Annotated in this window: 17 protein-coding genes and 1 other RNA gene; 10 read left to right on the top strand and 8 right to left on the bottom strand. The window is 65.7% G+C overall.

Features of this window, described 5'->3' with window-relative positions:
- Positions 1–9: 9 nt before the first annotated feature.
- The 6 genes from HIM68_RS07080 to HIM68_RS07055 all read left to right on the top strand — a co-directional run bounded on the left by HIM68_RS07080 (position 10) and on the right by HIM68_RS07055 (position 5,519).
- Positions 10–894: a DUF58 domain-containing protein gene (locus HIM68_RS07080; RefSeq protein ID WP_172170936.1), complete on the top strand. Its 885-nt coding sequence runs from the start codon at positions 10–12 to the stop codon at positions 892–894.
- Positions 881–1,333 carry a hypothetical protein gene (locus HIM68_RS07075; RefSeq protein WP_139470365.1) on the top strand — a complete coding sequence of 151 codons (453 nt, stop codon included), beginning with the start codon at positions 881–883 and terminating at the stop codon, positions 1,331–1,333. Before HIM68_RS07080 ends, HIM68_RS07075 begins: the two co-directional genes overlap by 14 nt.
- The gene (locus tag HIM68_RS07070) at positions 1,324–2,298 is read left to right on the top strand and encodes a VWA domain-containing protein (protein ID WP_139470366.1); all 975 of its coding nucleotides are present in this window, start codon (positions 1,324–1,326) and stop codon (positions 2,296–2,298) included. The genes HIM68_RS07075 and HIM68_RS07070 overlap by 10 nt, the downstream gene beginning before the upstream one ends.
- Positions 2,295–3,479, top strand: a complete 1,185-nt coding sequence (locus HIM68_RS07065) for a VWA domain-containing protein (protein WP_172170934.1) — start codon at positions 2,295–2,297, stop codon at positions 3,477–3,479. Before HIM68_RS07070 ends, HIM68_RS07065 begins: the two co-directional genes overlap by 4 nt.
- Positions 3,476–4,261 (top strand): tetratricopeptide repeat protein, encoded by a 786-nt coding sequence (locus HIM68_RS07060; RefSeq protein WP_172170932.1) that lies wholly within the window; start codon positions 3,476–3,478, stop codon positions 4,259–4,261. Before HIM68_RS07065 ends, HIM68_RS07060 begins: the two co-directional genes overlap by 4 nt.
- Positions 4,262–4,331: 70 nt before the next feature.
- Positions 4,332–5,519, top strand: a complete 1,188-nt coding sequence (locus HIM68_RS07055; protein ID WP_172170930.1) for a histidinol-phosphate transaminase — start codon at positions 4,332–4,334, stop codon at positions 5,517–5,519.
- Between the two features lie 54 nt (positions 5,520–5,573).
- On the opposite strand, the gene HIM68_RS07050 is transcribed toward HIM68_RS07055, so the two are convergent.
- On the bottom strand, positions 5,574–6,995 hold the full coding sequence (locus tag HIM68_RS07050) for a PucR family transcriptional regulator (RefSeq protein ID WP_172170928.1): 1,422 nt from the start codon (positions 6,993–6,995) through the stop codon (positions 5,574–5,576).
- A 145-nt stretch (positions 6,996–7,140) separates the two neighbouring features.
- Between HIM68_RS07050 and speB the strand changes: the two genes are divergently transcribed.
- The 4 genes from speB (at position 7,141) to HIM68_RS07030 (ending at position 13,332) form a co-directional block, all read left to right on the top strand.
- Positions 7,141–8,151: an agmatinase gene (speB, locus tag HIM68_RS07045; protein WP_139908563.1), complete on the top strand. Its 1,011-nt coding sequence runs from the start codon at positions 7,141–7,143 to the stop codon at positions 8,149–8,151.
- Positions 8,152–9,804 carry a thiamine pyrophosphate-binding protein gene (locus HIM68_RS07040; protein ID WP_172170926.1) on the top strand — a complete coding sequence of 551 codons (1,653 nt, stop codon included), beginning with the start codon at positions 8,152–8,154 and terminating at the stop codon, positions 9,802–9,804.
- A 24-nt stretch (positions 9,805–9,828) separates the two neighbouring features.
- On the top strand, positions 9,829–11,385 hold the full coding sequence (locus HIM68_RS07035) for a sodium:solute symporter (RefSeq protein ID WP_172170924.1): 1,557 nt from the start codon (positions 9,829–9,831) through the stop codon (positions 11,383–11,385).
- Positions 11,386–11,655: 270 nt separating this feature from the next.
- The gene (locus tag HIM68_RS07030) at positions 11,656–13,332 is read left to right on the top strand and encodes a thiamine pyrophosphate-binding protein (RefSeq protein ID WP_172170922.1); all 1,677 of its coding nucleotides are present in this window, start codon (positions 11,656–11,658) and stop codon (positions 13,330–13,332) included.
- A gap of 10 nt (positions 13,333–13,342) precedes the next feature.
- Here the strand turns inward: HIM68_RS07030 and HIM68_RS07025 are convergent, their stop codons facing one another.
- The 7 genes from HIM68_RS07025 to smpB all read right to left on the bottom strand — a co-directional run bounded on the left by HIM68_RS07025 (position 13,343) and on the right by smpB (position 18,955).
- A complete protein-coding gene (locus tag HIM68_RS07025; RefSeq protein WP_172170920.1) occupies positions 13,343–14,425 on the bottom strand; it encodes a DUF418 domain-containing protein in 1,083 nt (360 codons plus the stop codon).
- Between the two features lie 159 nt (positions 14,426–14,584).
- Complete coding sequence (locus HIM68_RS07020) at positions 14,585–15,223, bottom strand: response regulator transcription factor (RefSeq protein ID WP_172170918.1); 639 nt, start codon at positions 15,221–15,223, stop codon at positions 14,585–14,587.
- On the bottom strand, positions 15,220–16,428 hold the full coding sequence (locus HIM68_RS07015; RefSeq protein ID WP_172170916.1) for a sensor histidine kinase: 1,209 nt from the start codon (positions 16,426–16,428) through the stop codon (positions 15,220–15,222). Before HIM68_RS07015 ends, HIM68_RS07020 begins: the two co-directional genes overlap by 4 nt.
- 95 nt (positions 16,429–16,523) lie before the next feature.
- Positions 16,524–17,081 carry a hypothetical protein gene (locus HIM68_RS07010; protein WP_172170914.1) on the bottom strand — a complete coding sequence of 186 codons (558 nt, stop codon included), beginning with the start codon at positions 17,079–17,081 and terminating at the stop codon, positions 16,524–16,526.
- Between the two features lie 248 nt (positions 17,082–17,329).
- Positions 17,330–17,716, bottom strand: a complete 387-nt coding sequence (locus HIM68_RS07005; protein ID WP_172170912.1) for an SdpI family protein — start codon at positions 17,714–17,716, stop codon at positions 17,330–17,332.
- Between the two features lie 169 nt (positions 17,717–17,885).
- Positions 17,886–18,263, bottom strand: a transfer-messenger RNA (tmRNA) gene (gene ssrA, locus HIM68_RS07000).
- A 221-nt stretch (positions 18,264–18,484) separates the two neighbouring features.
- The gene (gene smpB / locus HIM68_RS06995; protein ID WP_101547462.1) at positions 18,485–18,955 is read right to left on the bottom strand and encodes an SsrA-binding protein SmpB; all 471 of its coding nucleotides are present in this window, start codon (positions 18,953–18,955) and stop codon (positions 18,485–18,487) included.
- Between the last annotated feature and the right edge of the window lie 42 nt (positions 18,956–18,997).

Below are 18,997 nucleotides of genomic sequence, written 5' to 3'. Positions count from 1 at the left end.
GCTGCCGCGATGACTGTCCTGCTCAACCGAATCAAGGCGCGGATGACCATCCACGCCCATCGGCGGACCCGGCGCCTCCTCGACGGCGACTACTCCTCGGTCTTCCACGGCCACAGCCTCGACTTCGACGATCTGCGCGACTACATCCCCGGTGACGAGATCCGCGACATCGACTGGAAAGCCACCGCCAGGCACACAGAGCCCCTGGTCAAACGCTATGTCGCCCACCGTCGGCACATACTCGGCCTCGTCGTCGACACCTCCCGGAACTTCGACGCCGTGACCTCCGCCGGAGCCGATAAACGCCACCTGGCCATCCTCATGGCCGGGATGGTCGGCTACCTCGCCGTCCGCCACGCCGACGACGTCATGCTCATCCACGGAAACGCCGGTCGCACCACCGCTTCACCGCGGAAAGGCAGCGAGGCCCACCTCGAGCATCTCCTGCAGCAGATCCTCGCCGAGACCGGCAGCGACTCCCCCGGGTCGATCAACACTCAGCTGCAGTGGATCACCAGCCATATCAACCATCGGATGCTGCTGGTCGTCATCTCCGATCAGGCTCCGCTGGGACCGGAGGCCGAAGCGACGATCCGTCGGCTGCGCGCCCAACATGAGGTCCTGTGGATCACGATCACCGACGCGGACCTCGCAGGACTGCCGTCCGCCTCGGCGCCGTTCGACGTCGCCCGACCCGACCATGGACTGCCGACCTCGGTGATGACGAAACCCGAGGTCCGACAGGAATTCGCCCTCGCCGAGGCGGCCCGCCGTCAGCAGCGCATCGACCTTCTCGCCAAGCTGGGCATCGCCCACATCGAAATCGACCATCCGAAGTCGGCCCTCGGCCGACTGCATACTCTTCTGCTGAGGCACCGCCGTGGGCCCCGCTGAACTCATCGGGCCCCTGGAGGTCTCACCGGCGTGGTACGTGGCAGCCTGCTTCGTCCTGCTGCTGGCGTGCGGAAACCTCTTCGCCCCTCTCTTCCGCGCTGCCGCCGGAGTCACCGCAGCGGACGGACCGCGCATCCCGATTCCCGTGCGCAGCACCTACCTCTCCCGCATCAGCGCCGTGGAAACGGGACTGACCGCAGAATCGGCGGACGTGCGCGAATCGGCACAGCAGCTGGCGACGATCGTGCGCGAATTCGCCCATGACGCCTGGGGCGTCAAAGCCGAGCACCTGACCTACCGCGATGCGGCAGTCGCCGGTCTCGACGACCTCGCGCAGTGCCTGCTCGGCCTCTACGAGGCGGAGTTCGCCGAGGCCGAACCGGCCGGTCTGCAGCCTCAGATCGCCGAGGCCCGGAAGTTGGTGGCGCGATGGTCCTGATGTTCTGGTGGCTGGCGCTCATCCTGCTGGCCCTCGCCGCAGCCGCAGTCTTCTGGTTCCGCCGTCCGAAGTCGACGGAGTCCTCTTTGGCCGTGGCCCACAGCGGACGGATGACGAGCCTGCCGAGTTTCCGCAGGGCCATGCGCAGACGACTGGTGACCACGGTCGCCCTCCTCGGAGTCATCGTCCTCACCGGGCTGTCGGCACTGGCGGGAGTCGCACGTCCGGCTTGGGTGGAGACGGTCAACCCGGAGCGGAAGATGCGCGATGTCATGCTCTGCCTCGATGTGTCCGGGTCGATGCTCGGCTACGATGCCGATCTGCTGGAGTCCTACCAGGAGCTCGTCGACCGCTTCGACGGCGAACGCATCGGCCTGACCGTCTTCAATGCCACCGCGGTCTCCGCATTCCCGCTCACAGACGACTACGACATGGTCCAGAACTACCTCGCCGAGGCCGAGGAGGGGTTCCGCACCTGGGGCGCAGAGGGCACCGACTACTCGTGGTCGACGTCGCCCCCGAACATCGGCGGCTCCTCACTCATCGGCGACGGACTCGTCAGCTGCGTCGACAACTTCGACCGGCAGGACGAGGACCGGTCCCGGTCGATCATCTTCGCCACGGACAATATGCTCGCCGGTGAGCCCCTCTTCGAGCTCAACGAAGCCGCCGATATCGCCGTCGACGCGAAGGTCCGCGTCTACAGCCTCTCCCCTCCCTCGGTGCTGACGACCACTCAGACGAAGGAGCTGCGATCCGTGTCCGACCGTACCGGCGGCGAACAGTTCGACATGGGTTCGGCCTCGACGATCGACCGCATCGTCGAGGAGATCCAGAGCCAGGAAGCGGCGAACACCCCCGGCCGTTCGTACACGATCGTCCACGATATGCCGGTGGTTCCGCTCGCACTCGCCGTCTTCGGCCTCGCCGGAGTGTTCGTACTGGCGTGGAGGACGAAATCATGATCTTCGATCCCGTCTTCACCTGGTTCGGCTGGGGCTTCATCGTCATCGCCCTGCTCACCGTGTGCATCATCCCCGCCATCCGCGGCGACGGAGCACGCTGGAAGTGGTTCGCCCGCATGGGTGTCGTCGCCGTGCTCGCAATCGCACTGGCACGCCCCGGGATCCCCATCAAATCCTCGACCGAGGAGTACGAGGCACGAGCCGATGTGTACTTCGTCGTCGACGTCACGACGTCGATGGCCGCTGAGGATTTCGACGGGGACGACACCCGCCTCGAGGGGGTCAAGAAGGACATGCTCGAACTCGCCGACGCCTTCCCCGGCACCCGGCTGAGCATCATCACCTTCGCTTCGACCGCAGCCACCGTGATGCCGCTGACGACCGACCACGCCGCCTTCGCCTCCGCCGTCGACGTCCTCGAACCCGAATCATCCATGAATTCCAGAGGCTCATCGATCACCGAGGCCGGTGAGGAGCTCGATAAGCGGATGACCTCGAACGATGAGGACCGTCCGGAGAACAAGAACGTCGTGTTCTACTTCGGCGACGGTGAGCAGACCGTATCGGAGAATCCGGAGTCGTGGTCGCCCTTCGCCTCCCGCATCGACAGCGGCGCCGTCTTCGGATACGGCACCGATCAAGGCGGGAAGATGCGCGACAGCCAGCCTTTCGGCTACGGGTCCGGTGTCGGTGATCCCGGCAATGCGCCCGGCATCGGCGACCCCGATGACCCAGATGACGATCAGGCACCTCCCGAGTACATCCAGGACCGCAACGGCAATCCGGGGATCTCGAAGATCGACGAGGGCAACCTGCGCCAGATCGCCTCGGACCTCGGCGTCGATTACCACCACCGGGACGGAAACGGCGCGATCTCCAGCGTCTACACCGCCCCGAAGTACGATCAGGCCCTGGTGAAGAAGGACGGCCGGGTCACCGTCGACGAATACTATTGGGTCCCGCTCATCCTCGTCTTCGCGTGGATCGCCGTGGAACTCGTCTTCGGAGTCCGCGAATACCTTCGCCTCAAGGCGATCACCCCCAAACGACCTCGCCGAGGCGGCCCACCCGGTCCCGGAGGTCCGTTTGGTCCCGGGGGTCCTCTAGGTCCCGGAGGCCCACCCGGTCCCAGCGGATCGGTTCCCTACCAGCCGGTGCCCTATCAGGGAGGTCAGCGATGAACCGCCTGAAGAATCTGTGGTCACGGCTGCGTCGGATCACGAAGATCAACCTCATCCTCGGCACGATATTCGCCCTGGTGTTCGGCTATATCGCCATGGCTACATACTTCGGAACAGCCTCGCAGGTCAGATACACCTCGAATGACTTCCCCGGTGCCAAGAAGGCGGCGACGGCGTTCCTACGGGTCAGCCCGTTCCAACGCCATATCGGCTACTTCAACCGCGGCACCGCCGAGGCGGCCGTCGGCGACTACGACGCTGCCCAGACCGATCTCGAAGCCGCCTTGGAGATCGCTCCGACCTCGGCCGAATGTGCTGTGCGGATCAACCTGTCCTTTGTCTATGAGAAGCAGGCAGATCAGATCGCCTCCCAGGACCCCGACCAGTCGCAGGAACTCTACGACCGGTCACTGAGGACCCTCGAAGACGCGCCCGAGGAATGCCAGCCGAAGAAGAGCGAAGAGAAGCAGAAGAGCAGCCAGGCGAAGGAACGCGTCGAGGACAAGAAGCAGGGCGGGCAAGCCAAGGAGGAGGGAACCGACGACAGCGAGTCCGAGGACGAGGACTCGCAGGAGAAGGACTCCGGGGACGAGAAATCCTCCGGAGATGAAAGCCAGGATCCCGGGGAAGATGAGGAGAAGCCGGACGATTCCTCAGGCAAGTCCGAACGAGAGAAGAAGCGGGACGAGCTTGAGAAGCGTCGCGAGGACTCCGAACGACAGCAGCAACAGCAGGGCCCCGGCGGCGAGGGAGGCCGGTCGACCCCGGAGAAACCCTGGTGATCCTCGTCGACGAAGTCTGACCCCTCCGGGGCGTGGTGGCAGCGCTGACCCGCTGTGACATCATGAGTCCATGAACGCCTCCGACCCCGCTGCTTCAGATTCTGCGTCCACCTCCGCGCCCGGGACTTCGTCCTCGAGCGCATCCGGCTCCACCGCTTCGGCCTCCGCACCCTCGGCACCGTCACCGCGGCTGCGGGCCGCTCTGGAGACCTTCCCGCCCTATGTTCCGGGCAAGCCTCCCCGCCAGGTCGAGGGCCTCGAGTCGTTCAAACTCTCCTCGAACGAGAACTTCCTGCCTCCCCTGCCGGCAGTGCTCGAAACCATGGTCGCTCACGCGACGAACCCCGCGCTCTACCCCGACGACGCGGCGCTGGCGCTGCGTCAGGGACTGGCCGACCGCCTCGGTGTCGGGCTGGATCAGCTCGTCGTCACCACCGGTGCCAGCGAACTGCTCGTCGCGCTGACCCAGATCACCTCGGACGCCACCACCGAGGCGATCTATCCGTGGCCGTCGTTCGAGATGTATCCGCAGACCACCGGGCTCGTCGGGTCCACCCGCCGCGAAGTGCCGCTGACAGCCGAGGGTCGCCACGACCTCGACGCAATGGCGGCGGCGATCACCGAAGACACCCGCCTCATCATCCTGTGCTCGCCGAACAACCCGACCGGCCCGGTGCTGCGCGACGACGAGGTCCGCGCCTTCCTCGACAAGGTACCTGACCACGTCCTCGTCGCACTCGACGAAGCGTACTGGGAGTTCGCCACCGAACCCGGGCGAGCCGATGGACTCGGTCTTGTCCGCGACTATCCGAATCTCGTTCTGCTCCGCACCTTCTCCAAGGCACACGGACTCGCCGGGCTGCGTGTCGGCTACGCCGTCGCCCACCCGCCGGTCATCGAAGGACTGCTCAAAGCCGTCATCCCCTTCGGCGTCACCGACCTCAGCCAGGCAGCCGCCCTCGAATCCCTCAATCATTGGGACGAAGTGCTCGAGCGGGCCGGCGAGATCGCACAGACCCGCGATGCCTTCGCAGCTGCACTGCGCGAACAAGGCTGGGAGGTGCCCGAAGCACAGGCGAACTATGTCTGGCTGCCGCTGGGGGAGAAATCTGATGCCTTCGAAGATGCCTGCGTCGAACAGGCCGTGGCCGTGCGCAACCTCGGGGCCGGTGTGCGCATCAGCATCGGCGAAGACGAAGCCCTCGCCCGAGTGCTTGAGATCGCCGAACGCTTCCACATCGAACACTTCGAGGACTGATCGGAGAGCACCGCCGCGCAGCACACCGTGCCGAGCAGTCGGTGAGAGGTGTGCTCAGAGTTCGGCAAGTTCGAGTGCCAACGACACCGCCTGCAGCGTTTCGGCACGGGAGAGGTCCCGGCCGAGCAGCTTCTCGATCTTCGCCAACCGAGCCCGCACCGTATGCCGGTGGACTCCCAACTCGGCGGCGATGCGCTCGCGTGCCCCGGACGCGGCGATGAAGGCCCGGAGAGTCTCCAACAGCTCCTGACCACCGCGGGCCCGAAAGAGTTCGCCGAGAATCCGATCGACGAATCGGTCGGCAGCCTCCTCATCGACCGCCGACAGCAGCGCCCTGACCTCGGAGGCCTCGGACTCGTGCTGGGTCCGCCACAGCATCCACGTGTGATGGAGCTGACCCAACGGCAGCCTCTTCTCCGCAAGCACGTCCAGGCCGGTGACCTCGGCGGCCCGCGTCACCAGCTCATCGAGTCCGCGTTCCTGCGCCCCGACCACCCCGAGCAGCGAACCGGTGCGAGTGAGCAGGCTCCGACCGACGATATCGGCGATGAGGCGTTCGGCGGAGTCCCCACGGACACCGCCGAAGATGCGCATCCCCACCGTCGCCACCGGTGCCAACCCCGTCACCCGGGTCCACTCCCCACGTGCTTCGTCGTCACTGAGATCGGCGTCGAAGAGCAGCGCGCGACCGGAGGGAACGGGCAGATCCGCCAACGACATCGCCAACAGCGCCGAGGCGGTCGACAGCAGCAGGGCACGCGTCTTCGGAGATCCGGCCGCCTCGGCGGGGGTGAGGATCCACCCGAGCGGATGATCACCTCCGATCGGAACGGCCTCGACGATCCGCGAACCGGTGCGGATCAGGCGAGGCCCCGACGTCGGCTTCAATGACTCCTCGATGAGTGCCGAACGCACGTCTTCCTCGGCGTCGTCACCGCTCAACGCCCTGCCTGTCAGCGAGACGAACCGGACCGGAGCCTTCAGCGTCTCTGCCAGATCGGCCACAAGCGCCGCAGGCCCCTCCCCGGCCAATGCGGTTGCGAAACGGCGGGCGGCGCTGCTCGCCCGGGTCAGCTCTCGGTTGGTCTCGGCCTCACGCATCCGGGTGAAGGCATCGACGACGGCGACGAACGGAACCGGCTCGGGCACGCCGAACAGCGCCAGCCCCGCCTCCCGCGCGGCGGCGACGAGCTTCGGCGGAACCCGCTGCCACGGCAGGTCGGAGCCCAGCCCGATGCCGAGCGCATGCACGCCGACAGCCTTGAGGCGCCGCACATAGTCCCCAACCGTGTCCCCGCCGAGGTCCTGACCGACCCCGATCGTCAACAGCACCTCACCGCCGGCAAGCCATTCGTCGACCTCCGGCAGCTCCGAGGAGTGCACGATCGTGACGTTCTGCTCCGCTGCGGTGGGCGAATCGACGATGACTTCGAGCGCGAGTTCTGCGCGTGACCAGATCTGTTCCAAGGTGACCATGCACCCGATTCTATCCATTCTGGACAGTAGTGGTTTCAATTGCTCCTTAATGGATATCGGTGTTGTGTGACCCACGTCCTAGGCTGAGGGCATCACCTCCGGCCCGTTCGGGTCGGGTCAGCCGCTACGACGAAGGAGCAAGCCAGTGACGTCTCAGCCGCTCGGCCCAGCCGACTACAGCAAGACACCCCGCTACGCAGGACCCCCGACGTTCGGACTGCTGCCGCGCATCGACGAAGTCGAAGCCGAGCGTCCCGGCGAGAAGATCGACGTCAAGGTCATCGGCATCCCCTTCGACGCCGGCGTCAGCTACCGTCCCGGCGCCCGCTTCGGACCTGCTCACATCCGCCAGTCCTCGAAGCTGCTGCGCCCCTACAACCAGGCCACGAACGTCCACCCGTTCACCTGGCAGCAGGTCGCCGACTGCGGTGACCTCGGCGTCAATCCCTTTGACATCGAAGAGGCCATCACCACCGTCGAGGCCAACGCCGACGCCATGCGCGCCGACGGGGCCAAGCTGCTCACCCTCGGCGGGGATCACACCCTGGCCCTGCCGAACCTGCGCTCGCTGCACAAGACGCACGGCAAGATCGCCGTGCTCCACTTCGATGCGCACCTGGACACCTGGGACACCTACTTCGGTGCGCCCTACACCCACGGCACTCCCTTCCGCCGCGCCAGCGAAGAGGGCCTCATCGACATGACTGCTTCGATGCACATCGGCATCCGCGGTCCCCTCTATGGGAAGAAGGACCTCGAGGATGATGAGGTGCTCGGCTTCCAGATCATCCGCAGCGACGAATACCAGTTCACCTCCGTCCAGGACGTCGTCGCCCGGATGCGGGGTCGCCTCGGCGACGCTCCGGTCTACCTGTCCGTCGACATCGACGTCCTCGATCCGGCGGCCGCACCCGGCACCGGCACCCCCGAGGCAGGTGGAATGACCAGCCGTGAGCTGCTCAACTCGATCCGCGGGCTCCAGGGACTCAATGTCGTCGGCGCCGAGATCGTCGAAGTCGCCCCCGCCTACGACCATGCCGAAGTCACCGGACTCGCCGCCGCTCATGTCGGCTACGAGGTCCTGTCCCTCTGGGCGGCGGAGAACAACGGAGTCACCGCTCCCTCCGGGCCCGCCGGCGATGCCCTCGGAGTCTGAATGAGCACCGAACAGAACGTCCGCAACGGTGGTCGCGCGGTCGTCGCGACTCTGGCCGCCCACGGTGTCGACACGATCTTCGGCATCCCCGGCACGCACAATCTCGAGCTCTACCGGCATCTGCCCGAATTCGGGATCCGGGCCGTCACACCCCGCCACGAGCAGGGTGCCGGCTACGGTGCCGACGGGTACTTCCTCGTCTCGGGCAAGCCCGGGGTCGTCATCACGACCTCGGGACCGGGGCTGACGAACGTCATCACCGCCGCCGCGACCGCCTATGCCGAGTCCCGACCGATGCTCATCCTCTCCCCCGGTGTGCCCACCGGGTTCGAGCGCGCCGACGTCGGCATGCTCCACGAGACGAAGGACTCCTCCGGTGCGGTGGGCCACCTCCTCGTGTCCTCCCAGCGCACCCGCACCGCCGAAGGTGCTGCTCAGGCCGTCGCCGAGGCGTTCGCCATGTTCGACTCGGCCCGTCCCGGACCCGTGCATATCGAGGTTCCCCTCGACGTGCTCGAGGGCGCATGGAACGGAAGCGTTCCGGTCCCGTTCGCGGGTCGCCGTCCCGGACTCGATGATCATGTGGTGTCCCGCGCCGCCGAGGCGATCCGTACGGCGAAGCGTCCGCTGGTCATCGCCGGCGGCGGCGCCAGGGGCGCCCACGCCGAGGTGGCTCGTCTCGTCGAGGGCCTCGACGCTCCGCTGGCGACGACGGCCAACGGCAAGGGAATCGTGTCCGAGACGCATCCTCTGTCGTTGGGTTCGAATGTGCGCTTCCCCAGCGTGCAGGCCGAATCCGCGGCGGCAGATGTGCTCATCGTGCTCGGCTCCGAATTGGCCGACTCCGACCTGTGGGGCGGGGTCATCGGTGCGCAGACGAGCATCGGTGTGCGTGATGAGTCTGCCGGACAGACCGTCATCCGCTGCGATATCGACCCCGACCAGCTGAACAAGAACCTGCCCGGGGACATCCTCGCCTGCGCGGACACTTCCGAGTTCCTCACCGCGCTCATGAGCGCGCTCGGAATCGGAAACGACAGCGCCGCCTCGGCGAAGGACTCCGGGGCCGATCGGGTCGCCCGGATCCGAGAGACCTGGGCCACCGATTTCGACTTCGATGCGATCGGTGCCCGGGTCACCCGACTCGTCGAAGCAGGTGCGGGATCGACCGTCGTCATCTCCGGTGACTCCTCGCAGGTCACCTACGACGGCACGGTGCACGCGCTGACGGCGAGCACGCCCGACCAGCTGCTCTACATGCCGGGATTCGCCACTTTGGGCTACGGCATTCCCGCCGCCCTCGGAGCGAAGGTCGCCGATCCTGCGCGACCGGTCGTGTGCATCCTCGGCGATGGTGCGGCCATGTTCTCCATCCAGGAGCTCATGACCGCTGCCGAGCTGGGACTGGGCATCCCCTTCGTCGTCGTCGACAACGGCGGATATGCGGAGATCGAGGGTCAGATGGTCGACCGCGACATCGAACCCTTCGCTGTCAGGCTCGCCCGTCCGGACTTCGCGAAGCTCGGCGAATCCATGGGTGGGGCCGGGGTGACGATCGCCGAAGCGGACATCGATTCCGCTCTGCCGCAAGCCATCGCCGAGGCGCTCGATCGCACCGTTCCCACCGCCATTCACATCACCGTCGGTCACTGAGCCGATCCAACAGAAAGGGTCGCTGTGGACTCTTTGGTAGTCATCATCTATCTCGCCGCCATGGTGGGATTCGGAGTCTGGGGCCGCTTCAAGGCCCATAACCAGGAGGACTTCCTGGTCGCAGGGCGCCGCCTCGGCGGACTGCTGTACACCGGCACGATGTCGGCCGTCGTCCTCGGCGGCGCGTCGACGATCGGCGGAGTCGGCCTCGGCTACACGGCTGGGCTGTCGGGAATGTGGCTCGTCTTCGCGATCGGCTTGGGCATCATCGCGCTCTCGCTGTTCTTCGCTCCGAAGATTCAGAAGCTCGAGATCTACACGGTCTCGCAGATGCTCGAACTGCGATACGGCAAGGGCTCCCGTTTCGTCTCCGGAGCGATCATGACCGCCTACGGTCTGATGATCTCGACGACGTCGACGGTCGCCTACGCCACGGTCTTCCATGCCCTGTTCGATCTCAACAAGGTGTGGTCGGTGCTCATCGGCGGCGGCATCGTCATCCTCTATTCGATGCTCGGCGGCATGTGGTCGATCACGCTCACGGACTTCGTGCAGTTCTTCATCCAGACGATCGGCATCTTCCTCATCATGCTGCCCATCGTGCTTTCGAAGTCCGGAGGCATCTCCGAGCTGTTCTCCTCGCTGCCCGAATCGCACACCTCACCGGTGGGCATCGGCTGGGAGGCAATCCTCGGCTACATCCTCATCTACACCCTCGGACTGCTCATCGGCCAGGACATCTGGCAGCGCGTGTTCACCGCCCGCAGCCCGGGTGTGGCCAGGTGGGGCGGCTTCTCCGCCGGCGTCTACTGCCTGCTCTACGCTGTCGCCGGTGCGCTCATCGGCATGGCCGCGACGAAGATCGTGCCCGGCATCGAAGTCCAGGACGATGTGTTCGTCGCCGTCGTCGATGCTTCGATGTCTCCGGTGCTCGCCGGAATCGTGCTCGCTGCGGCCCTGGCCGCGATGATGTCGACGGCATCGGGTTCGCTCATGGCCGCTTCGACCGTCTGTCGTCAGGACATCGTCGAACCGATCCTCGCCCGCAAGGACATCGTTCCTGAACGCGGCGACGGCGTCGGTGCGGGAGCCGGTGCGAAGGATGCGGCGACGGATGGATCGGACGCCTCGGCGAGTGCGTCCGGCATTTCCGGCTCGGAATCCGGCTCGGGTGCGAAGTCGACGCTCGTGCGATCGCTGGTGCGCGAGACCGGAGATGAGATCCGCGACTCGCGCATCTACCTCATCGTGCTCGGCGTCGTCACGCTGGTGCTCGCGATGATCATGCCCAGCGTCGTCGAGGCGCTCACCGTGGCCTACAACCTGCTGGTGGCCGGTCTGTTCATCCCGATCCTCGGCGGTCTCGTGTTCAAGCGCGGAACGATCGTCGGCGTCATGGCCGGCATGATCCTCGGCGCCGTGACCACCGTGGTCGTCATGATCGTGGCGGGCATCTACGCCAACGAGGCCATCTACCTGGGCCTCATCGCCTCGCTGGTCGGCTACCTCGTCGGGTCCTTCGCGTCGAAGCCGACCTCGCCCGAGGTCATGGCCGCCTGGAAGGAACGCATCACCCGCTAATTGCTACCTGACGGCGGCTCAGCAACCTCGCGCGAGGTTGCTGAGCCGCCGTCAGGTAGTTCTAGGACCTCGCTCGACTTGGTGTCTCAGACCACAGTCACTTATATTCGAAGAGTCAGGCTGAGCCGCCCACGGCAGCCCCCGGAAATGGGTGCCCAGGGCGAGCGGCACATCAGCCGGTGCTCGAAAAAGGAGCACGAAGCCGCAAACCGCGCGTGTGAGACATATATGGATCCCTCATTTCCATATCTCATTCGCGAAAGGCCTGCCATGGCTCATACCTCCGCGCACGTCGCGCACACCCTTGCCGCCCACATCGACGAGGTCTTCGGCCTCATGGGCAACGGCAATGCCTACTTCCTCGACGCCCTGCTGCGTAACACCTCGGCAACCTACACCGCCGTCCGCCACGAGGCCGGAGCCGTCGTCGCCGCCGACGCTCACTACCGCACCTCCGGGCAGATCGCCGCGGCCACAACGACGTATGGTGCGGGGTTCACGAATACGCTCACCGCCCTCGCCGAGGCGGCACAAGCCCGGGTTCCCCTCGTCCTCGTCGTCGGGGATGAGCCCACGTCCGGCCCCCGCCCATGGGACGTCGACCAGATCGCCATGGCCTCCGCCGTGGGTGTGCGCACCTACACCGTCGGTCGGGTCGATGCCGCCGCAGCTACCGTGACCGCCATCGAGCATGCGCTGACCTACCGAATGCCCGTCGTCCTGGCCATTCCCTACGATGTGGCGACTCTGGACCTCGGTGAGATCCCGGTTGTCCCCGGCCCCAGTCGTCCCTCGCCGATGGCACCGACCGGCGAATTCGCACATGCGGCTCTTGATCGCCTTGCCGCCGATCTGTCTGGAGCGAAACGTCCCCTGCTGCTCGCCGGCCGCGGTGCCTGGTTGGCCGGAGCCGAGTCCGAACTCGGTGAACTCGTGGACATCACGGGAGCACTCACCGTGACGACCGCGCTGGGACGCAACATCTTCTCGGCTGCCGAACACGATTTGGGAGTCGCCGGCGGATTCGGTGCCCCGGCAGCGATGGAGCGCGTCCGCGAGGCCGATGTGGCCGTGGTCTTCGGAGCCTCGCTCAATCAATTCACCATGCGTTTCGGAGACCTCTTCCATCCCTCGACGACTGTATGGCAGATCGACACCGACGACCGTGCCACGAATGCTCGAGTCGGCGGCTTCATCCGAGCCGATGCGAAACTCGCCGCCGCCGAACTCATCGCGCGCCTGGCGGCGACCGGCGCAGGCAGTGCTGGGAGTTCGGACAGTGCCGACGCACGCTGGCACGATTCCGTCGACACCGCTGCCGACCGTGCCTACGTCGTCGGGTCGGAGCTCGCCGACGGTGGTCGGCTCGATCCGCGTGCGGCGGCGAACCGCCTCGGCGAGGTTCTGCCCGAGGATCGGGTCGTCGTCTCCGACGGAGGACATTTCATCGCCTGGGCGAACATGTTCTGGGAGCCCAGTGCACCCGACCGACTGGCGATGGTCGGCACCGCCTTCCAATCGATCGGACTCGGTTGGCACAGCGTCGCCGGGGCCGCCCGCGCGAACCCGGACTCGACGATCGTGCTCACCACCGGTGACGGCGGCGGAGCCATGGCACTGTCCGACCTCGACACCGCGATTCGGGTGGCCGGCGGTCGCGGTCTGGCCGTGGTCTTCAATGACGCGGCCTACGGTGCCGAGGTCAACCTGTACGGGCTCAAGGGGCTGGAGAAGTCGCCCATGCTCATCGACGAGATCGATTTCGCGGCCCTCGCCACAGCAGCTGGTGGGCACGGGGTCGCCGTCCGCACCATGAGCGATCTCGCAGTCGTCGAGGAGTGGAAGTCCCGCCCGGTCGACGAACGGCCCTTCCTGCTCCTCGACCTGCGGATCTCCGGTGAGATCATCGCACCGTACCAAGAAGAGGTCATTCGCGTGAACTCGTGAGGGTGACCGGCTAGTTGCGCAGCTGGTGGCGGCCCTGGTTCAGACGCTGGTCTTGCTGTGCCGACCGGCCCCAGGTGACGAGGCGCCACAGCTTCTCCAGCGGACCCTGTCCGAAACGGCGGAGCCACAGAGTTGAGACGACGACCTGGACGATGATGATCGCGGCACAGATGACGAGTCCGGCGACGTATCCTCCGTGGTCGTCGAACCGGGCGAGGTCGGGCGCTGCCAGCCGAACGGCGACAAGGATGACGGTGGCGCCGACGTAGTTGCTCAGCGCCATCCGACCCAGCGGTGCGAATACGGACTTCAGGACCGCCTCGGCGGGGGTGCGCAGGAGCAGCAGGATGGCGACGATATAGGTCAGGGCCATACACAGGCCCAGGCCGGCATTGATCCACTGGTTGATCTGACGGGTCGTGTAGTCCGTCACGGCGAAGCCGACGATCGTCACGAGCAGTGCGAGACCACCGGCGATCGCGACTCGCCCCGGGCGGTTGAGCACGGATCGGAGGAAATCGCTGCCGCCGATGGCGAAGCCGAGCAGGAAGAGTCCGGGGATGACGGCCATTCCGCCTCCGGTGGCCACTCCGGCGATGAGCAGAACGACGCCGAGGATCGCAGTGATGACGTTCCGCCACCGGTCGGCGATCCACGTGGCCGGCAGCAGGAAGACGATCCCGGCGAGTGCATATGGAAGCAGCGCCTCGCCGGGTTGGAGGAGTTGATGGAGGCCACCGAGGATGCTGAGGAAGGCGAACCGGCGCAGCAGAGCCAGGCGCGGTCGGTGGCTGCGGTCCCGGGCGGACAGCCACATGAGTCCGAACCCGATTCCGAAGAGGAACGAGAAGATCGGGAAGAAGCGGTTCTGCACGAAGTCTTCGTAGAAACGGTAGAAGTCGAGGGCCCCACCCTCGACGCCGAGGCCGAAGATCGGCGGCAGGTTGACCAGCAGGATCCCGCACAGGGCGAACCCGCGGATGACGTCGAGTGCGGCGATGCGGGGTCGAGATCGAATATCGGCAGAGCTCGCGGTATCGGCGAGGCTCGCGGTGTCGGCAGGGCGTGTGGTGTCGGGTTGAGGTCGTGTCATGGCTTCTATCCTTCCCGAAACGGAGATCTGGCAAATCGGCCGTGCGACCGAGAATCGACGAACGGGGTCGGCCATTCGGCTGATCCCGGCACGGCTGGCGGGGTGGGTGCGGTTGGGGTAGGTGAGACGACTGCAGCGTGGGAGAAGAGTCCGCGCTCGTCAGCCGTTGGAGTTCATGGCCCCGGATTCCCACATCCGGGCGGCGATCTCGACGCGGTTACGGGCATCGAGTCGCGTCTGGATGCTGCCCAGGTGGGTCTTCACGGTGCCGAGTGAGATGAAGAGCTCGGTGCAGATCTCCTGGTTCGTCCGCCCCACGGCAACGAGCTTCGCGATCTCGGTCTCCCGATCGCTGAGGCGGTCGATGCGCGCGGTCTCCGACCGGGGTGCGGCGGTGCGCCGTCGGAGCAGGTCGAGAGTGAGCGAGGGCGAGATGAGCGCATCGCCGTTCGCCGCCGCTCGGACTCCGGCGAGCAGAAGGTCGGCTCCGGCGTCCTTGAGCAGGAATCCGCTGGCTCCCCCGGCGAGAGCCGCATCGACGTAGTCGTCATCGTCGAAGGTGGTGACCATGATGACCTGCGAATACGGAGTCAGTCGCGGAAGCGCAGCCAAACCGTCGAGGCGCGGCATGCGGATATCGAGCAGCACCACATCGGGCTGTTCGCGTTTGACAAGAGCGATCGCGTCGACGCCGTCGGCGGCTTGCCCGATGACGCGGATATCGGCTTCGGCGTCAAGGATGAGTGAGAATCCCATCCGCACCATCTCCTGATCGTCGATGACAGCGACGGTGATCATCGGTTCTCCCCTGTTCGGTGGTCGTTCAGTGGATTGAGCGGCAGTCGCGCGACCACGCTCCATCCTCCCCCGGGTTCGGGTCCCGCCTCGATCCTCCCGCCGAGGTGGCTCACCCTCACGCGCAGACTGTTCAGTCCCGTGCCGCTACCGGCACCGACCCCACCGGAACCGACTCCGTTGGTCACGGTCATGACCAGAGTGCCGAGAACGTCGGGCCCGGCGAGGTTTTCGGCGACGGCTGAGACAGTCGGGGTGGTGGGCTCGGTCATGACGGTGACCGTCACCGGGACATCGGCGCCGGCGTGACGGCGCACGTTCGTCAGGGATTCGACGAGGACACGGTCGAGGACGGGCCAGACCGGGGCGGCCACCTCGGTGGGGGTGTCGATTGTGATCGTCGCAGACTTGCCGAACGCCGCGACCCGGTCACGCAGAGCCTGCGGCCCCGAAGCGATCGGGGTGCGGGAAGCGGCCCCCGGGCCAGGATCGGACACCGTTCCCGCAGCGGTGGCGGGTGAGTCATCGGTTCGCGTGCCGCTTCGAGCGTCGGAGACGAGGCGGCGGATCTCCTCGAGCGCGCGGGTCCCCGAATCTTCGATCTTCGCCAGGGCCGTTGTTCTCAGGTCCGGGTTGTCGCTGCGCCCGGCGGCTTGGGCGAGGACGACGATTCCGGTCACCTCGTGGGCGATGAGGTCGTGGAGTTCGGTGGCGATGCGACGTCGTTCCGCCTCGGTGGCGGTGGCCTGTCTCTCGATCAGGGTGCGGTCGTTCGATCGCAGCATCAGACCGATCGCGATCGCGGCGATGACCAGCGGGAACACCATAAGCGCGAAGGTTCCATCGTCAGCCATTGCCATGGGGCAGACGATGTTCGCAATCGCGAGGACGATGATGGAGACGATGCTCACCCGGCCCGAGGATGCGCGCGTGAGCATCGCCAGCGCCACCAGGCTCAGCCACAGAGTCGTCAGGCTCAGCGTGACGGCGACGGCGGCCAGGACGAGGCCGCCGAGCAGTCCGAGGACGGCCCACTCCAGCCGTGTAGACCGTCCCGGACGCAACTGAGCTCGAATGAGGATGGGTAGGCCGACGGCCACGGCGATGACGTTGCCGAGGATCAGCGGCCACCCGCTGCCGACGAGCAGTTCGAAGGCGAAGGTCAGCGGGACCGGGATCAGCCACAGCCAGGTGAGGAGTCGTCTCATTTGCACACAGTCTAGTCAACGCCGGATGCCAGGTTCTGGTTTCTCGGGATCGGCAGTGTCGTGCGCTGCGCTGACCAAATCGGCGGCAGTCGGTGTCAGCGGCAGTCGGTGTCAGCGTATTCGACCTCGACGACGACGCCATCGTCTCCCGCGGACACGTTCCGCACTTCGGCCGCCTGCGGAAGGGCGCGGTCGGTGAGGAAACGCTCGTCGGCGAGAACATCGAGCCGGTTGCCTTCCGCCCGGGCGGAGAAGGTCACCCTCTTGCCGTCGATGGTGGCCACCTCGGTGTAGGAGTCATCGGGATTCTTCACCGGCCGGACCTGGCCTGACGGGTAGTCGAAGGTGATGAAGCGGGTGAGCCGGTCGGCGTGGCCGTTGACGAGGTGGTGGACGAGGACCTGATCCTTGTTCGTTCCCTTCGCTGGGTTGAGATCGACGTAGCTGAGGTCTGCGGTGTGCTGTGCAGCGTAGAGGAGGTAGGGGCGACCGTGGACGTCGATCGTGTCGGGTGTGATCGCGCAGCCGTCAAGGTAGTCGGCGACGTCGGCTTCGAGTGCGACTTTCGCACGGTTCTCAGCCACGATGAGTCCGCCGATGAGGGCGATGAGGATGATGACGATGGTGCCGAGGGCGATGAGTGCCTTCTTCATGAGTGTGGAGCGTCCTTATCGGATCGGAGTGAGCAGTCACTGTGCTGGGCCGGGGTTTCACGACCGGCGCGTGGCTGCTGTCTGACACCCTCGATCCTTCCCGTTTCGGGGAGGCCGGGCCTCGGCCGAATGGCTGATCGTGATCGGCCGAGTGGTCGGAACTCCCGGGTCTCGCGAGGGCGTCGCGAAGTGGGTGCCCAGACGACGGTATGGCGGTCGACGCCGTGGGAGGTCGTCACCGTGGCAGGTCAGTTGTCCGCGGACCGTGCCGCGCGGTTGGCCGTCATCCAGACTCTGACAAAGAGGCCGAGGATGAACAGCCACCCCGAAACCGCGAGAACGGCTCCGACTGCCTGCGGCCAGGCGAATTTCTCAACGCTCAACAGTGCAATCGAGAACCCGACGGCGACGATGCTGATGGTGATGAGCACGGGAATCGCCGCACGGTGGCCAGCTTTCCAAGAAGCCTCGGACCGCAGCGTCAGCGCCGACCGGATTCCGATTGCACGATTGCGGGGCAGACGGTCGCCGCGGATGACCAACACGAGAATGACGCAGACAACGGCGAGGAGCAGATAGCCGATCAGCGGCGGATAGAACATCGGTGCCGGTCCCCTCTCTGAACTCGGATCCACCGTATCTCATCGGGGCTGAACCCAGCCGCTCTCCAAAGGACAGGTGGGAACGGCCCTGTCCGGCCGCCTCGGCGATGGTGTTCACCGGTGTCGATGTGGTGAAACTGCAGGTCTGGGGATATCCGGACAGCGAAAAGCCCCGGATCCTTGCGGAATCCGGGGCTTAGACACGTGGAGATGGCGGGAATCGAACCCGCGTCCGTCGGCAGATTGTCAGGACTTCTCCGGGCGCAGTTCGTGAATTAGTGTCTTAGGTTCTGGCTATCGCACGAACACGTAAGCCAACGAACGGAGTTGAGTGAAAGTCCCTCAGGCACCCCCAACATGTGCCTGAAGCAGTGGCCTCTTAAGCGACGCCAGGATCTAGAGCAGAGGCAACTCTAGGCTGACGGATTCGCAGCTCGCGCTCTATCAGGCAGCGAGGGCGAAATCGGTGCGGTTGTTAGACTTAGCACCTATTGTTTTGCAGAGGACATTAACGAGATGACTCTGCATTCTCGGCCCGCTTCTCCCGACGCAGTGTCCAACGTCGAAACCGATCATCCCCATATTCTGTTACCAAACCTGATCAGCTGTTTCATCCGCCGAGGCGGCTGCTGGCGCCGATCAGATACTCCAGCATACTCGTACAACGCAGACCGAGCCAATTGCATTCCCTGAACTCCGCGAATACGTGACCGGACGCGCTCGGATGCGCTCGGACCGCCTCGGCGACGGAGCCGAGAGACGGTGGAGATGGCGGGAATCGAACCCGCCGTCGACCAACCCTTACAGGTACTGCTTGGACTTCATGGCGCGTTCGGCTTCGCGTTTGTCCTGCGCTTCGCGCAGTGCCTGTCGCTTATCCCATTCGCGCTTGCCGCGGGCCAGGGCGATCTCGACTTTGACGCGTGAGCCGTCGAAGTACAGCTCCAGCGGGACCAGGGTCCGGCCGGATTCCTTGACTTTCTGCGAGATCTTGAGGATCTCCTCGCGATGGAGCAGCAGCTTACGACGGCGGCGGGCCGAGTGATTCGTCCACGTCCCCTGCAGGTATTCGGGAATGTAGACGTTCTCCAGCCAGGCCTCATTCTGGAAGATGAGGGCAAAGCCGTCGGTGAGCGAGGCTCGGCCTTCGCGCAGCGATTTCACCTCGGTGCCGGTGAGTACGAGTCCGGCCTCCCACGTGTCTTCGATGTGGTAGTCGTGGCGCGCCTTGCGGTTCCTCGCAATGACTTTCTTGCCTGTGTCCTTCGGCATGACCGGCCTCCTCTCTGCTCCCGATCACCTGTGCACGCATTT

It is taken from the genome of Brevibacterium sp. CT2-23B (genome assembly GCF_013168765.1).
Taxonomy (GTDB): Bacteria; Actinomycetota; Actinomycetes; order Actinomycetales; family Brevibacteriaceae; genus Brevibacterium; species Brevibacterium sediminis.
The sequence above is the reverse complement of the archived record's forward strand: the minus strand, read 5'-3'. Positions and strand labels throughout refer to the sequence as shown.